This window comes from Novosphingobium profundi, from assembly GCF_020524485.1.
Taxonomy (GTDB): domain Bacteria; phylum Pseudomonadota; class Alphaproteobacteria; order Sphingomonadales; family Sphingomonadaceae; genus Novosphingobium; species Novosphingobium profundi_A.
In genome coordinates this window covers 102,412-120,749 of the sequence record NZ_JAIVLF010000001.1, presented here as the reverse complement: position 1 = coordinate 120,749, position 18,338 = coordinate 102,412, and the positions used below count along the sequence as shown (strand labels likewise).

Annotated in this window: 15 protein-coding genes; 3 read left to right on the top strand and 12 right to left on the bottom strand. The window is 66.0% G+C overall.

Going from position 1 to position 18,338, the window contains the following annotated elements:
* Positions 1 to 35: 35 nt before the first annotated feature.
* The 12 genes from LC060_RS00540 to LC060_RS00485 all read right to left on the bottom strand — a co-directional run bounded on the left by LC060_RS00540 (position 36) and on the right by LC060_RS00485 (position 14,921).
* Positions 36 to 698, bottom strand: coding sequence for a TetR/AcrR family transcriptional regulator (locus tag LC060_RS00540; protein ID WP_226631873.1), 663 nt, complete (start codon positions 696 to 698; stop codon positions 36 to 38).
* Between the two features lie 53 nt (positions 699 to 751).
* Positions 752 to 2,230 (bottom strand): aldehyde dehydrogenase family protein, encoded by a 1,479-nt coding sequence (locus LC060_RS00535; RefSeq protein WP_226631872.1) that lies wholly within the window; start codon positions 2,228 to 2,230, stop codon positions 752 to 754.
* 23 nt (positions 2,231 to 2,253) lie between these two features.
* Positions 2,254 to 2,994 carry an SDR family oxidoreductase gene (locus tag LC060_RS00530; protein WP_226631871.1) on the bottom strand — a complete coding sequence of 247 codons (741 nt, stop codon included), beginning with the start codon at positions 2,992 to 2,994 and terminating at the stop codon, positions 2,254 to 2,256.
* Positions 2,995 to 3,783, bottom strand: a complete 789-nt coding sequence (locus tag LC060_RS00525) for a hypothetical protein (RefSeq protein WP_226631870.1) — start codon at positions 3,781 to 3,783, stop codon at positions 2,995 to 2,997.
* Positions 3,784 to 3,900: 117 nt separating this feature from the next.
* Positions 3,901 to 6,423 (bottom strand): TonB-dependent receptor, encoded by a 2,523-nt coding sequence (locus LC060_RS00520; protein ID WP_226631869.1) that lies wholly within the window; start codon positions 6,421 to 6,423, stop codon positions 3,901 to 3,903.
* A gap of 302 nt (positions 6,424 to 6,725) precedes the next feature.
* The gene (locus tag LC060_RS00515; protein ID WP_226631868.1) at positions 6,726 to 7,487 is read right to left on the bottom strand and encodes an SDR family NAD(P)-dependent oxidoreductase; all 762 of its coding nucleotides are present in this window, start codon (positions 7,485 to 7,487) and stop codon (positions 6,726 to 6,728) included.
* Positions 7,487 to 9,838, bottom strand: a complete 2,352-nt coding sequence (locus LC060_RS00510; protein WP_226631867.1) for an arylsulfatase — start codon at positions 9,836 to 9,838, stop codon at positions 7,487 to 7,489. Before LC060_RS00510 ends, LC060_RS00515 begins: the two co-directional genes overlap by 1 nt.
* Before the next feature lie 27 nt (positions 9,839 to 9,865).
* The gene (locus tag LC060_RS00505; protein ID WP_226631866.1) at positions 9,866 to 10,267 is read right to left on the bottom strand and encodes a nuclear transport factor 2 family protein; all 402 of its coding nucleotides are present in this window, start codon (positions 10,265 to 10,267) and stop codon (positions 9,866 to 9,868) included.
* A complete protein-coding gene (locus tag LC060_RS00500; protein WP_226631865.1) occupies positions 10,264 to 11,952 on the bottom strand; it encodes a class I adenylate-forming enzyme family protein in 1,689 nt (562 codons plus the stop codon). The genes LC060_RS00505 and LC060_RS00500 overlap by 4 nt, the downstream gene beginning before the upstream one ends.
* A 13-nt stretch (positions 11,953 to 11,965) precedes the next feature.
* Positions 11,966 to 12,949, bottom strand: a complete 984-nt coding sequence (locus LC060_RS00495; RefSeq protein WP_226631864.1) for an MDR family oxidoreductase — start codon at positions 12,947 to 12,949, stop codon at positions 11,966 to 11,968.
* Between the two features lie 116 nt (positions 12,950 to 13,065).
* The gene (locus LC060_RS00490) at positions 13,066 to 13,776 is read right to left on the bottom strand and encodes a TetR/AcrR family transcriptional regulator (RefSeq protein WP_039389563.1); all 711 of its coding nucleotides are present in this window, start codon (positions 13,774 to 13,776) and stop codon (positions 13,066 to 13,068) included.
* Positions 13,773 to 14,921, bottom strand: a complete 1,149-nt coding sequence (locus LC060_RS00485) for a sulfotransferase family protein (protein WP_226631863.1) — start codon at positions 14,919 to 14,921, stop codon at positions 13,773 to 13,775. Before LC060_RS00485 ends, LC060_RS00490 begins: the two co-directional genes overlap by 4 nt.
* Before the next feature lie 179 nt (positions 14,922 to 15,100).
* Here LC060_RS00485 and LC060_RS00480 point away from each other — a divergent pair, with 179 nt between their 5' ends.
* Genes LC060_RS00480 through LC060_RS00470 form a run of 3 tightly spaced genes read left to right on the top strand, consistent with a single transcriptional unit; the run spans position 15,101 to position 18,152 of the window.
* Positions 15,101 to 15,889, top strand: a complete 789-nt coding sequence (locus LC060_RS00480; RefSeq protein ID WP_226631862.1) for an SDR family NAD(P)-dependent oxidoreductase — start codon at positions 15,101 to 15,103, stop codon at positions 15,887 to 15,889.
* Between the two features lie 11 nt (positions 15,890 to 15,900).
* Positions 15,901 to 16,911, top strand: coding sequence for a zinc-dependent alcohol dehydrogenase (locus tag LC060_RS00475; protein WP_226631861.1), 1,011 nt, complete (start codon positions 15,901 to 15,903; stop codon positions 16,909 to 16,911).
* A complete protein-coding gene (locus tag LC060_RS00470; RefSeq protein WP_226631860.1) occupies positions 16,911 to 18,152 on the top strand; it encodes an MBL fold metallo-hydrolase in 1,242 nt (413 codons plus the stop codon). The genes LC060_RS00475 and LC060_RS00470 overlap by 1 nt, the downstream gene beginning before the upstream one ends.
* The last annotated feature ends 186 nt before the right edge of the window (positions 18,153 to 18,338 follow it).

The following is an 18,338-nucleotide window of genomic DNA, read 5'->3' as shown; positions in this document are numbered from 1 at the left end:
ACCACCTTCTTGGTTTTCTTACTCTTCCCGTCACCTCACGCGGCCGCGCGCTGGTCCTTGATCGCCAGCGCCAGGAGGCGCGACTGCTGGCGCAGCGTGGCGCCTTCGAAGCGAGGCTTGATGTCGGCCGGATAGCAGGCTTTGAGCTCGGTGTCGGTGGCGATGGTCACCACGCGTTCGAGCCCTGTGTAGAGCACACTCGCCAGATCATAGGGCTCTCCCGTCGCTCCGTCCGGATCGCCGCCCATCTGCCAGCCGAGCAGGCGTACGACCGTGCGCGCCATGGCAATGCGCTGGAGCAGAACGGAGCGCTCGTGCTGGTCGGCAAGGCGATTGCGCAGGTGCAGGAGCCGGCTGTGGCGCTCCCAGTAGGCGTAGAAAGCCTGAACCAGTTCGGTTGCGCGGGCATCGATCTCCCCATCCGCCCAGCGCGTGCGCAGCAAGGTAAGGTACGCCTCCTCGGCCTCCCGCGCGACGGGATCAAGCACGGCTAGGAACAGGTCGGGCAGATCGGCAAAGTAGGTGTAGATCGAAGACATGCGCAGGCCCGTGTGCCGCGCGACGCCGCTGAGCGAGAATTCACAGGCCGGATCGGCGATCAACTCGCGCGAGGCGCTCAGGATACGCTCGCGGGTTATCTTGCCCTTCTTGCCCAGCTTCTGTCCTTGCTGGTTGGTATCGTTCAGGCCTTCGCTCACGTCACCTTCAATCCATCACTGCGTCCCGGCCCCCTTGTCATGAGGCGCCGATTTCACGAAGCGAGGCGCGTCGCGATGACCTTGCTGTCGAGGAACTCCTCGATGCCCGCAAGGCCCCACTCACGCCCCATTCCGCTGCCCTTGAAGCCGCCGAAAGGCAGGTCCCCGGCAATGCACATCCCTCCGTTAACGCTGATCGACCCCGTCCGTATCCGGCGGGCCACGCGTTCGGCGCGGAGTTGATCGGCGGAAACCACCCCGCCCGAAAGGCCGTACTGGCTTTCGTTCGCAATGCGGATGGCGTCCTCGTCATCCTCGTAGGGGATCACCACCAGGACCGGACCGAAGATTTCCTCCTGCGCGATGCGCATGGAATTGTCCACATCGACAAAGCACGTGGGTTCAATGAAATAGCCCCCACCCTTGTCGGGACGGGCCTTGCCTCCGGCGAGCAGCGTCGCGCCTTCCTGCTGGCCCAGTTCGATGTAGCCCAGAACCCGCTCCATCTGCCGCGCACTGACGACGGGGCCCATGATGTGGGTCGGCTCGTCCATGCCGCCCCAGTTGTCGCCAAAGCCCTGATAGGCCATGGCGAGGCCCGCCTTGGCTTCCTCATAGCGACTGCGGGGAACGAGCAGACGCGACTGCACCGCGCAGCCCTGCCCGGCGTGGAAGACCAGCATCGATTGCGCGCATTCGCGCGCGAAATCGGGCGCATCGTCGAGCACGATCTTCGCGCTCTTGCCGCCCAGTTCGAGGAAGACGCGCTTCAAGGTCGCTGCGCCTGCCTCCATGATGCGCTTGCCCACCCCGGTGGAACCGGTGAAGCTGACGAGATCGACGCGCGGGTCCTGGACGAGCTGCTCACCTGCTGCGGCCGGGTCCTTGCCGAAGACGACGTTGAGGACGCCCGCAGGAAAGCCCGCTTCTGCAGCCAGTTCGCCCCAGATCGCGCCCATGCCGGGCGTATCGGGAGCGGGCTTCAGGATCACGGTGCAGCCCGCCAGCAGCGCGGCGACGACCTTGCCCACGTTGACGTAGTGCGGCACGTTCCAGGGCGTGATCGCCGCGACCACGCCGACCGGCTCGTAGACAACCTTGCGGTGCGAGGGGAAGCCGCGAAAGTCCCGATTGCCCAGGTCTTCTTCCCAGGTCACCTGATCAAAAACAGCCAGGTAATCGTCCCAGCCCTGGTTGGCGGTATCGACATGCGCCATGCCCACCGCGCCCAGCGCCGCGCCCGCCTCGAACCGGGCCAGCGCGGCGAGTCGGTCCTTGTTTTCCTCGAACAGCGCGCGCAGCTTCGTCAGCAGCGCGACGCGGCTAGCCCGGTTGCCAGGATCCCCCCAGTCGGTTTCATCAAAGGCCCGGCGTGCGGCGGCAATGGCCGCATCGACATCCTGCGAGGTAGCATCGGCCGCCTCACCGGCGACATCGCCCGTCCAGGGGTTGATGACCTCGAAAGTCTTGCCGCCTTGCGCATCGCGCAGTTCGCCGTCGATGTAGAGGCGGGCCGGGGGAAGAAGCGTCATAGGGTGTCCTGTCTTCAGCAAGGTCAGACCGGGCGGCGCGCGCCCAGGGTCACGAGATCGAGATTGAGGTCCTCGGGCGAATCCACGATCGTGCGGAAGGTCGGCAGGAGCGAGGCGAAATCGGTGATCGGCTGCTCCTGCATGGGCATGCCCGCCTGCGCACAGGCCTTGGCAAAGCGCATCGTCGTCTCCATCGACCACCCGCTCCCGGTCTTGCCCTCACCGAACATCTTGCCCGCGCGCACCGTCGTCACGCGGATGCCCTTGCCCGCCAGTTCCTCGCGCCAGCCCTTGCCGATGCGCTCGACCGCGCCCTTGGTCGCGGCGTAGAACCACAGCATCGGGATCGCGAGGTCGACGCTCTCGCTGGTGACGTTGATGATGTGCCCGCCCGCAGGCATCGACTTGACCGCCTCGCGCGCGACAAAGACGGGGCCTGCAACATTGGTGGTGATCTGCGCGAGGATATCGGCATCCTCGGCGTCCTCCAGCGTAAAAGGCACATAGACGGCCGCGTTGTTGATGAGAACATCGATGCCCGCATGCACCTTGGCGATTTCGGCAAAGGCCTCGCGCACCGAATCCGGATCGCCGATATCGCAGCGCACCGCCATGCAGTTGGGGCCGAATTCGGCGGCCGCGGTCTCCAGCTTGGCGAGCGTACGCCCCAGCATCACCACCTTGTCGCCGTCTTCGCAAAAGCGGCGCGAGAGCGCCTTGCCCAGCCCCTCGCCCGCGCCCGTGATCACGATCGTCTTTGCCACTCAGGCCTCCTGTCTTGGCTGGCGTTCCCAGTTTTCCGGGTAGGCCGAAAAATCGCCTGCGTAGGCAATGCCCCCGTCCCAGATCTCGCCGCTGATCTTCGTGAAGAAATGAACCGTGCGCGCGAACGAGCCTGCCGTGGAGCGCGGCTCCATCGCCACGCCGCTGGGCGAAACGCCGCGCGCGCGCGCCGAGAAGTCCTTGACGCTGAAAAGCAGGTTGTCGGTCTGGTGCGCGCAGACCACCAGTTCACCGCCCGGACAGTACCGCTGCGGATTGCACTGGGTGCCCGCGAGCCGCCCACGCTTCATGCCCACAAAACCGGGCACGCGGCTGACCTCGGGGATGTGCACCTCGTCGTACCAGCGGTGGTAGTCCTCCTCGCGCCCCTGCACGAGGTTGGCCGGGATGATGAACAGCCCCGAGAGAGGCTTGCCCTGCTGCCAGTTGGGGCCGACGTGCCAGTCGGAATACATGTTGTAGGTGTAGAGCCGCTCGCTCTCGTTGCCATCGTCGATGAGCCCCGCGCAGCGCGGTCCCTCGAGCAGGCGGCCCAGCTTGGGAATGTCCCTGTCGGGGACCTGATAATCGAACTCGTAGAAACTGAGGAACCGCCAGGGCTGATCAATGTCGGGCATGATCTGGATCTGGGCGATCTCGAAGCGATCGGCCGAGAGGAAGCCCTCCAACCCGGCGAGCCGGGGGCGGTGCTCCTCTTCGAACCACGCGGCGTAGTCCGCCTCGCGCCCCGCCGCGATGTTATGCAGGTGCAAGGTCACGTAACGGGCCATGAAGCCTCCTCTTCCCCGCTCCATCCTAACTCGCAGGCCAGCGCAGGCAACGCCCGACACCAACCATCGCTGCCGCGGTGGACCACGCCGGATCCCGGCATGGCCCACCCACGCCCGTCAGCGTGCGCCGAAGGTGAAGCGGATGTTGATCCCGAATTCGCGCGGCGGGGTCATCCGAATGTTGGTGTAGGTGCTGGTGAACGAGGCGTTCTGCGGCGATCCGAAGATCGGTCCGGTCGGCCCGAAGCCCTGCAGCGGCAAGGTCTGGTACTGGCTGCTGAGCGGCAGCGAGCGCTGGGTCACGCGTTCCATCTCGAACAGGTTCTTGGCAAACAGCGTAACTTCCCAGGCCCCCTGCGGGTCGCGGATGCCGGTGAAGACATTGAACAGGCCGTACTGCTTGACGCTGTCCCAGGCGTTGGTCGGATCGCCCGCGCTCTTGCCGTAAAAGCTGTAGAGGCCGCGCACGAAGCCATCGACCTTGTTCGAGATCGGACGCGAATATTCCGCCATCGCAGTGGCCGAGAACTTGGGCTGACTGGAGGCGGCCTGGTTGACCGTGCAGGCCGAGATGTTGTCGCTGCCGACAACCCCCATGAGCTCACCCAGGCTCGGCGCGCTGGCCGGCGAATCCGGCACACCATCCGGGTTCAGGAAGTCGTTGCAGGGAATGACCCCGTCCTTGATCTGGCCGTCCGCATAAGCGGCAACGAGGCTGATGTTGAGATCGGGCGTTGCCTCAAGGCTGAGTTCGCCTTCCATGCCCCAGACCTCGACCGGAACGCCCGAGACGAAGTTGAAGCGGTTGACACGCGGATTGACCGTCTGGCTCGCCTGGTCATACGAATAGTCGACGAAATAGACACCGCTGATGCCGCTCGAACCCGGAACGCGGTAGGGGTAGTTCTGGAACTCCTGGTAGTAACCCGCGACGTTGAGGCGCATACGCCCGCCCATCAGCGTGGTCTTGAGGCCCAGTTCATAGGACGTGGAAGTCTCGTCGTCGGTCTGCTGGAACGAGCGTTCGAGCGGCGACTGGTTCACGCTGAAATCGCCCACCGCGAAGAGGCCGGGACGGAACGAGCTGCCGACACTGGCGTAGAGCATGATGTCGGGCGTGAAGTTGTGCTGGGCGCTGACCTGATAGATCAGCTTGTCGGTATCGATATTGGATTCGTTGAGCCCGATGCCCAGCGGCATGGAGACAAGAAGCGTGCGATCGGCCGGATCAAGCTGGTTCACCGCGTTGAGCGTAATGTTGTTGCTGGACTTGAACTTGATGTAGCGCGCCCCGCCCGAGATCTGGGTCGCATCCCCGATATGAACGGTCAGGTTGCCGAAGAAGGACTTCTCGTCGGTCACGGAAAGCGAATAGACGTCCTGCTGCGTGAGCGCGGCGATGCCCCCCCCGAACACCGCCGGAAGCGTGATCGGACCATCCCGGAAGACGGTGTTGCCCGAGTCCGTCTTGCGGAAGAAGGCGCCGACGACATAGTCGAACATCCCCGCGACCATTTCCTCGTTCTGGAGGCGGATCTCGTGGCTGGTGGCGACCGCACCGCCGATGGTCTGCTGGTAGTAATCAAATCCCCGGAAGTAGCCGCCGTGGTCGAGCGGCTCGACGCTGGCGATATCCTGTTCGAGGCGCGAGCCGACGTAGATCAGGCTTTGCCCGGCAAAGCTGGCCTGCCCCTGCCAGTTGAAGATTTCATACTTTTCCGTGCTGTGGCGCGAGTCCTCGGCCACGGCGTTGCGATCCCCCGGGGTCACGAGGACCGGACTGTCGCCCAGCACGTCGCTGACCAGACTGAAGGATTCGGCCTGATCGTAATTGCGGCGCTTGCGGTCGACACGCTGGTAGCCGCCCTCGAAGCGCAGCCAGTCGGTCGGCTGGACGACGGCGGTGATGCGCCCCCCCTTGGTGCGCGCAAAGGGATCGCGGCCATCGAAGGTCGGGTTGATGGTGGTGACGCGGTCGACCTCGTCCTCGGCAAAGATGCCTGCAACACGGATGCCCGCCACCCCTTCGATCACCGGGATTCCCAGCGCCCCGTTGACGTTGATGGTGCCGATGTCGTTGGCCGTGCTCGCAACGTAGCCGCCGATCTCGTAAAGGTCGGGCTTGTGGGTGGTCACGATCATCGAGCCCGAGGGCGAGGCGCGGCCACGCAGCGCGCCCTGGGGCCCGCGCAGGACTTCGACCTGGGCAATGTCGAAAGTCTGCTGCAGCACGACCTGCGGCAGGATCGGCGCGTCGTTCTGGTAGAACTCGATGGTGTTGTTGAAGCCGCTGGCGTTGACGTCCATATTGACGCCGCGGATCTGGGCATTGGCACCGAACGAATTGGCGTTGGTGCCCAACTGCAGGCCCGGGACAAGCTGCTGCACATCGGTGAAGTCACGGATGTTGAGTTCGGCGAATTCCTCGGCGGTGACGGTGTTCACCACGAGAGGCACGTCCTGCACGTCCTCGGCGCGGCGGCGCGCGGTCACGACAATGGCATCGAGCACGAGGTCATCGCGCATGCGGATCCCTGAGTCCTGCGCGTCCCCCGAACCCGTCTCCTGCGCCTGCACCGCGGCCGGCTGCACCAGGGCGCAGACTGCAGAAGCGGCAAGAAGCTTCGCCAGATAACCCATCTCCATCTCCCGTTTTCGCCAGACGGGGACACTTCGCTCCACGTCTGTTGCTGTTATCGTTGTATCTCGGGCCGATCTTCCCCCGTGGGCAGGTGCGCCCCGCGCATCCGGACGGACGCATCGGAGTATCGTCGCCGGCATTACTGGTACGAGAGGCACTGGATCGTTGGAATGGCGATGCGGACTTTATCGCAGCGGCGTTATGCCTGAGAAAACCGCCGATTTCCGCCCCAGTCAACTGTCCCGTACCGCAGAATCAATTCTCCAGAACAAGGGCTTGCATGAAGGGAGCGTGCGGGCGATCAGCCACGATAACCGCGCAGGCGATTTCCCGCATCAACCGGCAGCACGAGGTTATTGAGGAAGCTACCCTCGCGCGAGGCAAGATAGAGGCAGGCCTGAGCGATATCGGACGGGCTGCCGGGCCGCGAAGGTGCGAGCTGCATGCCGGTGAGGCGCGCCATCGCCTCGTCGCCAAGGGCATCGGTGCTGGCCTCGGTCTCCATCATGCCCGGCGCAATCGCGACGCAGCGCACCCCCTCGCCCGCAAGCTGGCTCGCCAGAGCGAACGTCACCGCGTTGAGCGCCGCTTTGGTCACCCCGTACGCGGTTCCCGGCACGTTGCTCGCCATTGAGGACTGGTTGATGATGAGCCCGCCCGCACGCGCCAGCGGGGTGCGCAGGTGTTCGGCCAGGAGCAGCGGGGCCAGCGTGTTCACGGCCAGATAGTGCTGCCACTTGACCAGCCCCAGCCCGAAAAAGCCACTGGCAATCTCGCCATAGGCAAGCCCGGCGTTGTTGACGAGGACATCGAGGCTCGCGTGCGCGGTACAGACCTCGTCGGCCAGGGCCCGAATCGAATCTTCGTCGGACAGATCGGCAACCAACGAAGAGCAGGATGCACCTGCCGCGCACAGTTCCTCGAGGCTTTGGGCCAGACGCTGCGCGTCGCGATCAACCAGCACGGCATGTGCGCCCTCATCTGCGAACGCACGTGCAATGGCAAAGCCCAGCCCGCCTGCAGCGCCTGTCACAAGGACGGTCTTTCCCTCCATCCGGGCCATCAGTGCGCCCCTCGCGCGGCCGGAGGATCAAGCGTGATCGCAACGTGGGGGATCTCGCCCGCGAACGCGTCCTTGCCGCCCGGATAGGCGGTGACATCGACGCCGGTGTCGCGGCCCAGATCCAGCGTCTCACCCAGTCCGGCGGGCATCAGGAAGGTCGAACGCACCGAACCGCTGGCCAGCGTGTCCTCGCCCGACCGCAGGGATATGGTCGCGCCCTGGCGCGGGCCCGGCGTCTCAAGGCGCAGGACCAGTGGCTTGCCCGGATCCACGCGGCCCTTGGCGCGGATCGTCACCGTATCGTCCGGGTGGGTCGACGCGGCGTAGGTGAACACCGGGCGGCCCTTGTCGAGATAGAGGCTCCAGCCCGCAAAGCGGCTGCCATAGGCCACGACAACGCCCGAGGCATCGTCCGATGCCGGGGCGATCTCGGCGCTGAGGGTAAACGAGCGCCCGGCGAACATCGGCCCGCTCTGGGCCGGAACACTGACGCCCTTGGCCCAGTAATCGAACTGGTTACGCCCCGACGGACGGTGCCCCGCCGCGCGCAGGAAGCCGAAGCGGTGGTCGAGCGGATAGACATGGTTCGCCTCGGCCTCGCGCTCCCACAAGGCGACCATCTCGGCTACCTTTGCCGGGTTCGCCGCGGCGACATCGCGGCTCTGCGAATAGTCCTCGCGCAAGTTGTAGAGTTGCCAGTCGCGCGGAGCATCGGCGGGCGGCGCCAGCATCCAGGGTGTGCGGCCATCGTCCTGGGCAAGGAACCAGCCATCGTGCCACAGCCCGATCTTGCCCCCCATTTCGAAATACTGGGTGCGGGTATGGTCCGGCGTGCAGGCATCAAGCGTGGAGAGCAGGCTTCTCCCGTCCATGGGGCGCTGCGCCACCCCGTTCACGCGCGCGGGCACGGGCAATTGGGCGGCCTCCAGGATCGTGGGCGCGATATCGACAAGATGCCCGAAGCGCGCGCAGACCGAACCGGGCGCCGCGGCGCGCTCGTTCCAGCGCAGGATCAGGCCGTTGCGAATGCCCCCCAGCATCGAGGCGTACTGCTTGGTCCAGCGCAGCGGCGTATTCATCGCCCAGGCCCAGCCCGCAGGGTAGGCCTGATAGGTCATCGGACCACCCATGCGATCGAGGTTCGCCGTCAGCCAGGCTTCATCCTCGGTCAGCCCGTTGATCTTGCCCAGTTCGTTGAGCGTTCCTTCGTTGCCGCTTTCCGCGCTGGCGCCATTGTCGCCAATGACGAGGATGGTGAGAAGGTTACGTCCCTCGCCGCTACGCTCCAGTTCGTCGAGCACGCGGCCCAGCTGCGCGTCCTGATAGGCCAGCATCGCGGCGGCCACTTCCATGCTGCGCGCAGCAAAGCGCTGGCGTGCGGGCGACAGACTGTCCCAGGCCACGATTTCCGCGGGACGCGCGGTCAGCTGAGCACTTTCGGGAATGACGCCTTGCGCCTTCATGCGCGCAAAGCTCTCGTCGCGCATGGCGTCCCAGCCGCCATCGAAACGACCCGAGAAACGCGCGATCCAGTCCGCCGGGGCCTGGTGCGGGGCATGGGTGGAGCCCGGCGCGTAATAGAGGAAGAAGGGTTTGTCAGGCGCGGCCGCCTGCTGGTTGTGCACCCAGTCGATGGCCTCGCTCGCCATGCGCGCCTCCATCATCGGTGCGTCCTCGGCCACATCGGGCAGGCGCGTGGTACCGCGGTAGATGGCGGGCTGGTACTGGTCGCTGTCGCCCCCGACGATGCCCCAGAAGTATTCAAAGCCCTGCCCCGTCGGCCACTGGTCGAAAGGCCCGGCTACGCTTGCATCGGCGTGGCGCACATTGTGGGTCTTGCCGAACATCGCGGTGTTGTAGCCGTTCAGTTTCAGGATCTCGGCGAGCGGCGCGGTCTCGCGCGGGATCTGCGCGGTATAGCCCGGATATCCTGCGGGCAGGTCGGCCAGATGGCCAAACCCCACGTTGTGGTGGTTGCGCCCGGTCAGGAGCGCGGCACGGCTGGGCGAACAGATGCCGGTCGTATGGAACTGGTTGAAGCGCACACCGGCCTGCGCGATGCGATCAAGGTTGGGCGTGGGCACCGGCCCGCCGAAGGTGCTTGCCATGGCAAGCCCGACATCGTCGCTCATGAACAGGAAGACATTGGGCGCATTCGCGGGGGCCGTCACCCGAAAGGGCGATGCAGGCCGCGCGTCGCTCACGTCCTGCGCAATGGAGCCATCGAAGGCCGGCGCCGGGATCGGCAACACGCTGCGCGAAGGCGCCGAGCCCGTCTGCGCGCAAACCTGCGCGCTTGCGGCCAGAGCCAGCGCCGCCGCGCCCACACGCGCGATCCTCTTCCCGTACATCGTATCCCTCTCCCCTTCGTTCGCCTCTTATTCGGTGCGGTCGAACACAACCCGGCGTATTCTCCAGACGCCATCTGTGCGCCGGAATTCATCGTGGTAACGGCCAAAGACGAAGTCGACCTGGCCGCTGCCCCGCCGTTTCATCCGCACGTTCACGGTCCAGTCCGCGCTGGCCGTGTCGCCCTCTACCGCGATGCATGGCGAATGCAGGTTGTGGACCATCCATTCGCTGCCTCCGCCGATCTTGTCGGTGAGCAGCGTGCAGATGCCAAGCGCCTCGTCCATTTCGCCAAAGCCGTAGTCGGCGGTGACGTCCGGGGTAAACAGCGCCATCAGCCGCGCGATGGCGGCCTCGCGATCCTGCGTCGAGGAATCGGCGGCCTGGCAGTAGCGGGCCTTGAGATTCTGGATCTCCTCGAAGTCGGTCATGCCAGCTCTCCCTCCAGCCGCCGCGCGGCCATTTCGCGCAGGTCCGCCGTCTTGATCTTGGCAGAGCCCGTGGTCTTGAGATCCTCTTCGGCAAAGAACAGCACGCGGCGCGGCACCTTGTAGCTGGCGAGCGTACGCTTCGCGAAGGCGCGCACGTCGTCCTCGTCCAGCGCCGCGCCGTCCTGCGGGACGACGGCGGTGACGACAATCTCACCCAGCAGATCATGCGGCACGCCCACTGTCTGGTTGAGCCGGACGCCGGGGCACTGGCGGATCACCGCGTCGATCTCCAGCGGCGAGACATTGGCCCCGCCGGTCTTGATGATGTCGTTGAGCCGCCCTTCCCAGAACAGCCGCCCGGCCGCATCGACACGCCCGCCATCGCCGGTGCAGAAAAAGCCTTCATCATCGAGCGTCTCGTCAAGCGGGATGCCCAGATACCCCATCATCAGCGTCGGCCCCTTGACCGCGATCTCGCCGCGTTCGCCCACGGGCACGGTCTTGCCGCTCAGCGGATCGACGATCTTGAAGGTCATGCCCGGCTGGGGGACGCCGCTTGAACCCGCCTTTTCGGCCTCGGGCGTGCCCGAAGGGTAGATCGCGCTGATCGTGAAGGTCTCGGTATTGCCATAGGCCGCCATCGGCTCGTCCCAGTTGGCCGTGATCGTGGGATGCTGGCCAAAGGCGTGGCGGGCCGAGACGTATTTCATCGCCGAAAGATCGACCTCGGCGAAATTGGGCGCGGCGGCAAGCTGCGCCCACTGGTGAGGCCAGGCAATCGCCATGCTCGCGCCTTCGCGCGCCATCAGATCGAGCGCCTCTTCAGCCTGGAAGGTCGCTTGCAGGACCAGCGCGCCGCCCGCCGACAGCGTGCCGCCAATGGCCATCCCGAAATTGCCCGAGAAGAAGAAGCCGTTGGCCGACCAGGTGCGCGCGTCGGCCTTCGTCTGGTAGAAGCGTCGCCAGCGCCACAGCTGCAGCGCAACCGCACGGTGCGAGGAGAGAATGCCCTTGGGCATCGCGGTCGAGCCCGAGGAAAAGAACAGGACGCCCGGATCGGCCGGTGTGACCGTGACCGCGCTTGCCTCGACCAGCGCGGGGGAAATGGCCTCTCCACGCGCAAGGAAGGTCTCCCAATCCTCGATACCGTCGGGTCGGTCGGGCGCAGCGCCCACCGCCGCGACATGGCGCAGGAAGGGCAGGCCTGGCGCATGGATCGCCGCGCCGCGCGCCTCGGCCACGGCCGGTTCGATTCCCCCCAGCATCGCGGCAAAGTCCTTCTTCAGGACCTGTCGCTCCATCAGCAGCACCGAGACGCCCGAGACCTTGAGGAGATGCGCCAGTTCAGCCTGCGTCGAGAAGGTGTTGAGCGTGGTTGCAACACCGCCGGCCAGCGCGGTGCCCCAGACGGCCGCGAGAAACTCGGGCCGGTTGGTCATCAGGACACCGACCCGCGTGCCCTTGCCGGTCCCACAGGCGAGCAGCGCGCGCGCTACCTTGTGTGCCTGTTCCAAAAGATCGGCGTAAGTCCAGGCGACGCGCACGCCGCCTTCATGGAAGACCAGCGCCTCGTTCGTCCCGCCCGCCTCGCAGACTTCGCGGAGCCAGCCCGGCAGGGTCAGGGCGCCCAGCCCCTCCTCCTCGGCGAGAGGGGGGCCGTGGATGACAGAGAGCGGCGTTGCCATGGCGCGCCCCCGCTCAGGCGTTGACGTCGACGATGTAGCGGCCCTTCACCTCGCCCGACATGAACCGCGCCGCCGCATCGATGGCCTCGTCAAGGCCGATCTCCTGCCCGATGGCCTCCAGCTTGGCCGGGTCGAGATCGTGCGCGAGCCGCTGCCAGGCCTTGAGGCGCTTGGCCTTGGGCGCCATCACGCTGTCCACGCCGAGCAGGCGCACACCGCGCAGGATGAAGGGCATGACGGTTGCGGGCAGATCGAACCCTTGCGCCAGACCGCAAGCCGCGACCGCGCCGCCGTACTTGGTCTGCGCGCAGGCGTTGGCGAGCGTGAAGCTGCCCGCCGTATCGACGACGCCCGCCCACAGCTCCTTCTGGAGCGGCTTGCCCTTCTCGCTCATCGTCGCGCGCTCAATCACCTCGTCGGCGCCCAGGCCCTTGAGGTAGTCGGCCTCGGCCATCTTGCCGGTGAGCGCGTGGACGGTGAAGCCCGCGGCCTTGAGGAGAGCGATGGCAACCGACCCCACCCCGCCGGTCGCGCCGGTGACGAGCACCGGACCCTGCTCAGGGGTGACGCCCGCCTCGACAAGCGCCTCGACGCACAGCGCTGCGGTATAGCCCGCCGTGCCGATGGCCATGGCCTGCTTCTCGCTGAAGGCCTCGGGCAGTGGCACCAGCCAGTCGCCCTTGAGCTTGGCCACCTGGGAAAGGCCGCCCCAATGCGTTTCGCCCACACCCCAGCCGTTGAGGACGACCTTGTCGCCTGCCGCATAGTCGGGGTGCGAACTTTCGCGCACGGTTCCGGCCAGATCGATCCCCGGCACGATCGGCCAGATGCGCACCACCGGGCTCGAGCCGGTGATCGCGAGGCCGTCCTTGAAGTTGAGAGTCGAATAGGCAACGTCGATGGTGACATCGCCATCGGGCAGCGCGCTTTCCTCCAGCTGGGTCAGCGAGACCTTCTGTCCCTCGTCGGTCTTCTCGATCTGGATGGCCTTGAACATGGACGCTCTTCCTCAATCCGCTGTGCGTGAACCGGCCCGCCCGGGCCGCTATGTGTGGGAAGCACTCTTGCAAAGGCGCGCGGCAATTTCAGCAGCGAAACCCGCGTGCAGGCGATTCATCGCCCGCCCGCTATATCGATCTCGTCGTCGGGGCTGATCGGGGTGCGCAGGCGCGCGACGACCTCGGGAAACATCTCGGGCTTCATCGAGCCGAACATCGAGAGGCGCAGGATTTCCCGGCTCATGCGCAAGGCGAGCTTGGCGCGGTCGCCCTCGTCGGCGGCGTGCGCGCGCACCCAGACCGGCCACAGGAAAATGCCCGAAAGGACCAGCACCGACATCGCCTCGGCGTCGACATGCTCCTGCGCCAGTTCGGTCTGCGTGAAGCGTTCGAGCGAGCCCTGGAATTCGCGCCAGAAGGGGTCGGCAGTCGGGTTGGGCGAGGCCAGGATCTGGAGCAGCCAGCTGCGGCAGATGTCCGCGTTCTCGGTCGCAAAGCGCACGAGGCGGTACATCGTGTCGGGAATGTCGACATCTTCGACCTGGCGTTCGACCACCTCCTCGGGCGCGCCGAAGACCGCGCGCATCAGCCGGTCCGACACCCATTCCATGGCTGCGGCCACCAGTTCGTCGCGCGACTGGAAGTGCTGGTAGGCGGTCCCGCGGTTGACCTTGGCCAGATGCGCCACCGCCGACACGCTGACCGCATCGCCGCCCTGCTGGGCAATCAGCCGGGTCGCGGCCTCGAGGATCGTGCGCCGCGTCTCGGCAGGGTTGCGCACGCGCTTGGTGCGCGCGGGGGCCGGCGGGGGGACAGGCTCGCTCATCCCTCGCGCGCTACGTCATAGCGCGCCAGATAGCGACCGAATTCTGGCCTGAGGCTGGCTTCGTCGAGGCCAAACTGCGCCAGCTTGTATTCGTGGCGGCCAAACTTGTCCTGCGGGTTTGCGGCCAGCCAGCGGGTCATGCCGTCTTCCGCCTCAGGGGTCCATTCATCGCCCAAGGCAGCGTAGAGCGTCTTCATCTGGCCCAGCGGATCGTCCTTCAGCGCGGCGTAGTGCACATCGACAATGCTCTCCTCGCCGTGGCGTTCGCGGTAGTCCATGATACGCCTTGCATGTTCCACCGCCTGGAAGGTGCAGTTCTGCGCGATCCATTCGCTGTCGACCCGCCCGGCATAGCCCTTGTGCGCCAGGCTGATGATCGAGCAGAAACTGCCCATCGCGGTCAGCGGATCACGGTGCGTCCAGACCAGCCGTGCGTCGGGATAGACCGTCTTCAAGGTGTCGAGCCAGAGCGCGTGGCTGGGCATCTTGAGGTTCCAGATCCCGCCCTGGTGGTGCTGGAGGGCCTGCAGGAACTGCTTGTGGTAGGTGTAGGCGCTGGTCATGTCGCACTGGAAATACCAGTCCCGGTAATTGGGCAGCTTGCCGCGCGATTCCAGGCTGAGGGCCTTGAAATCGTGCGCCATGAAGAAGATGCACTCGTTAGGGTAGGTCGCCGAGTTGCGGTAGTACTTGCCCATCTCGGGCATGGCTTCCAGCAGCATCTTCTCCTGCTCGAGCTTCTTCACCGCGCGCATGTCGCGGGTGAGCGCCCCTTCGGCCACCGGCGGGAACGGGTCCTCGATCTCCCAGGTCAGCGCCGAGCGGCGCGCCGGATCGGCGTTGAGGAGATTGGAGAGGAGCGTGGTGCCCGTGCGCGGTATGCCGAAGACGAAGACCGGCTTCTCGATGGCCCGCTCCCGGATTTCGGGATGAGCCTTGTGGTAGTCGATCGTCTTGAGACGCAGCGCCAGATTCTGGACAAGATCGCCCCGGAAACGCTCGACCAGGGGCGCTGGCCGGTCATCGGCGTTGATGTCGGCGACCAGGATCTCCAGTCCTTCGCGAAAGCTGTCGCTGCCGAAGTCCTCGCGCCCGGTGCGAAAGCAGGCCGTCTCGATCAGCTGGTCGACGTTGAGCCCTGACATGGAATCCCTCTCCCTCGTGTTTGCCGCAGGATTGACCCTGCAGGCAGGGCGCGGACAAGGACGGCGCGGGCCATATCGCTTGCACGATTGTCACCCTGCGTCGCTGGACCGCCCCTTCGCCGCGTGATGATCTGCGCCCAACGCGCCGGAGCACGGCGGCAACACGAGGGAGAGCGTGGATGGGTTCCGGCCTGTTTGACTGCAAGGGCAAGGTAACGCTGGTGACCGGCGGCAACAGCGGCATTGGCCTCGGCTTTGCGCGGGGCGTGGCGCAAATGGGCGGCGATCTCGTGCTGTGGGGGCGCAATCGCGAGCGCAACGAAGCCGCGCAACGCGAACTTCTGGATCTGGGCGCCGGGCGCGTCTCGTGCCAGCAGGTCGACGTGACCGACGAGGCCGCGATCATCGCGGGCTACGGCGAACTCCTGGAGCACATGGGCCGGGTCGACTGCGTCTTTGCCAATTCGGGCATGTCGGCTGCCTCGCGCAGCCTGCTCGACATGAGCACCGAGGAATACCGCGCGATCATGAACCTCAACCTCGACGGGGCCTTCTTCACCCTGCGCGAGGGCGCGCGCGCGATGGTGCGCCGGGCCGAGAACGGCGAGCCGGGCGGCAGCCTGGTGGCCTGCGGCAGCCTTTCTATGTTCATGGGGCTGGCCGGAAAGCAGAGCTACGCAGGCTCGAAGGCGGCGCTGGGCGCCATGATCCGCGGCATGGCCGTGGAATTCGGCAAGTACGGCATTCGCGCCAACGCGATTGCGCCCGGCTACGTCGTCACCGGCATGATGGACAACCCGCAAGCCAAGATGGTGACCAAGATGTTCGCCGAGCGCACGCCCATCCCGCGTGAGGGCTACCCGGCCGACTTTGAGGGCATCGGCGCCTACCTCGCCTCCGATGCCTCGCGCTGGCACAGCGGCGACACCATCGTCATCGACGGCGCCTACCTCGTACGGCCGATGTGAGGAGAGAGACCATGGGAAAACTCCTGCGAATCCATAACGTCGACGATGTCCGCCTCGACGAGTACCAGCGCCCCAGTGCCGGGGCCTCGGACGTCGTTATCCGCATGAAGGCGGTCGGCATCTGCGGCAGCGACCTCTCCTACATCAAGCACGGCGGCATCCCCGCTCCCGGCACGCTCACTGCGCTCGGCCACGAGGGCGCGGGCGAGGTGATCGAAGTGGGCGACGATGTCGCGGGCGTGGAGCCCGGCCAACGCGTCATCGTCAACCCGATGATGACGCCCAGCTACATCGGCAGCGGCGGGCCCGAAGGCGCTTTCACCGAGGAACTGCTGGTGCGCGACGGGGTCGCGGGCGTGAACATCCTGCCGATCCCCGAAGGCGTCTCCTACGAAGTCGCGGCGATGTGCGAGCCACTTGCCGTTGCCCTCCACGGCGTCAACCGGGCACAGGCGAAGGCGGGCGAGAGGATCGCGATCTTCGGCTGCGGCCCCATCGGTCTTGGCATGGTGCTCTGGGCCATCGATCGGGGCTGCCGCGACGTGATCGCGCTCGACCTCTCCGACGACCGGCTCGAACGCGCAAAGGCGCTGGGCGCCCACACCATCAACCCCGCGCGCGAGGACGTGCAGGCGCGCATCAAGGAAATCCACGGGACCGAGAGCGTGTTCGGAAAGGAGAAGGCGGGCACCGACGCCTTCATCGACGCGGCGGGCGGCCCCACCATCCTTTCGGACGTCGTCGCGCTCGCCAAGAGCCATGCGCGCCACGTCATCACCGCCGCGTACCTCAAGCCCATCGAGCTTCCAGCGGGCCCCATGCTGACCACCGAAATGACCATCACCACGGCGGTCGGCTATCCCACCGAAATGCCCGAAGTGGTGGCTGCGCTGCCCCGCCTCCAGGATGCCATCGCGCCGATGATCAGCCACACGCTGCCCTTCGCGCACGTGCTCGAGGGCCTCAAGATCGCCGCCAGCCCGCAATCAGGGAAGGTGATGATCGCCTTCGAGGACGCCTGATGGCCGACGCCCAGGAAAAGGCGCCCGCCCTCGCCGCGCTTGTCCGGCAGGGCGATGCACAGAAGGAGGCCGATGGAATCGCTCCCGGTATCTACGGCGTACGCGACATCTCGAACGCCTACCTCGTCACCACGGGCGACGGCGACGTGATGATCAACACCGGCTTCATGGACAACGCCGCGCGCAACCGGGACCTTCTTGCCCCACACCGCGCCGGGCCCTTGCGCGCCGTGGTCCTGACGCAAAGCCACGCCGACCATTTCGGGGGGATTGATACCTTTCGGGAGGGCGAAACCGAGATCCTCGCAGGGCCCGGTTTTGCGCGCAACTGGCAGGACATGAAGCGCCTCCAGCCCTTCTTCGCCCCGCGCTCGCGCAAGCTCTGGGGCGCCACGCTCAAGCGCGGCACACGGCCCGCCCCGCCGCCCGAAGTCACCCCGCAGGAGATCGCGGACGGACACACTTTTACCTTGGGCGAACGCCGTTTCGAACTGCTCCACACGCCCGAGGGTGAGACCACCGATGCGCTGAGTGTCTGGCTGCCCGAAGAGCGCATCGCCTTCACCGGCAACCTGTTCGGACCGGTCTGGCTCTCGATGCCCAACTTCAACACGCTTCGGGGCGACCGGCCGCGCTCGGTGCGCACCTTCCTCGCCTCGCTGGAACGGGTGCGGGCCCTGGGGGCGGACATTCTCGTGACCGGGCACGGCGATCCCATTTTCGGCGCCCAGCGCATCCGCGCCGATCTCGACCGCGTCGAGGCCGCCGTCTCCCATGTCCTCCACGCCACGCTGGAGGGCATGAACGCCGGAAAATCGCTGCACGAGCTGATGCGCACGGTCGAGGTTCCTGAAGACATCGCCATCGCACAGATGCACGGCAAGACCAGCTGGACCGTCAAGGCCATCTGGCACGAGCACGCCGGGTGGTTCCGCTACGAGAGCACAACCGAGCTTTACGGCGTGCCGCAGACTTCCATCCACGCCGATCTCGTCGAGCTGGCGGGAGCCGATGCCCTCGCTTCGCGCGCCCAGGACCATGCCGCGAAGGGCGAGCCGCTCGAGGCGATCCATCTGTGCGACATTGTCCTGCACGTTTACCCGGATAATACCGAAGCGCTTGGTGCCAAGCACGCAGCACTCGGCCTTCTGCTCACCGCATCCGGCAACGCGAATCTGTCCGAGACGATGTGGTTGAAGTCGGAAATGGCCGCGTGCGAGGAGAAGCTGGCAGGCGCGTAGAAGAACAAGGAGGATTTCCGAGGGCCATCGCCCTCGGGCTCCCCATACTGTCGAGCTCACTTGGCGCGCGCCATGTCGGGTATGGAAGGTGAGGTTCCCTGACCTCGCGTTACGCGGCCGACATGGCTGGACAACCCTGAGGTAGAAAATTCCGGGAGCCCGAGGGCGATGGCCCTCGGATTTATC

What these genes read in the sequence shown, in the direction of transcription:
- LC060_RS00535 (WP_226631872.1), bottom strand. Translation starts at nt 2,230, where the DNA reads ATGACGCTTCTTCCCCCGGCCCGCCTCTACATCGACGGCGAACTGCGC.
- LC060_RS00525 (WP_226631870.1), bottom strand. Translation starts at nt 3,783, where the DNA reads ATGGCCCGTTACGTGACCTTGCACCTGCATAACATCGCGGCGGGGCGC.
- LC060_RS00520 (WP_226631869.1), bottom strand. Translation starts at nt 6,423, where the DNA reads ATGGGTTATCTGGCGAAGCTTCTTGCCGCTTCTGCAGTCTGCGCCCTG.
- LC060_RS00515 (WP_226631868.1), bottom strand. Translation starts at nt 7,487, where the DNA reads ATGGCCCGGATGGAGGGAAAGACCGTCCTTGTGACAGGCGCTGCAGGC.
- LC060_RS00510 (WP_226631867.1), bottom strand. Translation starts at nt 9,838, where the DNA reads ATGTACGGGAAGAGGATCGCGCGTGTGGGCGCGGCGGCGCTGGCTCTG.
- LC060_RS00505 (WP_226631866.1), bottom strand. Translation starts at nt 10,267, where the DNA reads ATGACCGACTTCGAGGAGATCCAGAATCTCAAGGCCCGCTACTGCCAG.
- LC060_RS00500 (WP_226631865.1), bottom strand. Translation starts at nt 11,952, where the DNA reads ATGGCAACGCCGCTCTCTGTCATCCACGGCCCCCCTCTCGCCGAGGAG.
- LC060_RS00495 (WP_226631864.1), bottom strand. Translation starts at nt 12,949, where the DNA reads ATGTTCAAGGCCATCCAGATCGAGAAGACCGACGAGGGACAGAAGGTC.
- LC060_RS00490 (WP_039389563.1), bottom strand. Translation starts at nt 13,776, where the DNA reads ATGAGCGAGCCTGTCCCCCCGCCGGCCCCCGCGCGCACCAAGCGCGTG.
- LC060_RS00485 (WP_226631863.1), bottom strand. Translation starts at nt 14,921, where the DNA reads ATGTCAGGGCTCAACGTCGACCAGCTGATCGAGACGGCCTGCTTTCGC.
- LC060_RS00480 (WP_226631862.1), top strand. Translation starts at nt 15,101, where the DNA reads ATGGGTTCCGGCCTGTTTGACTGCAAGGGCAAGGTAACGCTGGTGACC.
- LC060_RS00475 (WP_226631861.1), top strand. Translation starts at nt 15,901, where the DNA reads ATGGGAAAACTCCTGCGAATCCATAACGTCGACGATGTCCGCCTCGAC.
- LC060_RS00470 (WP_226631860.1), top strand. Translation starts at nt 16,911, where the DNA reads ATGGCCGACGCCCAGGAAAAGGCGCCCGCCCTCGCCGCGCTTGTCCGG.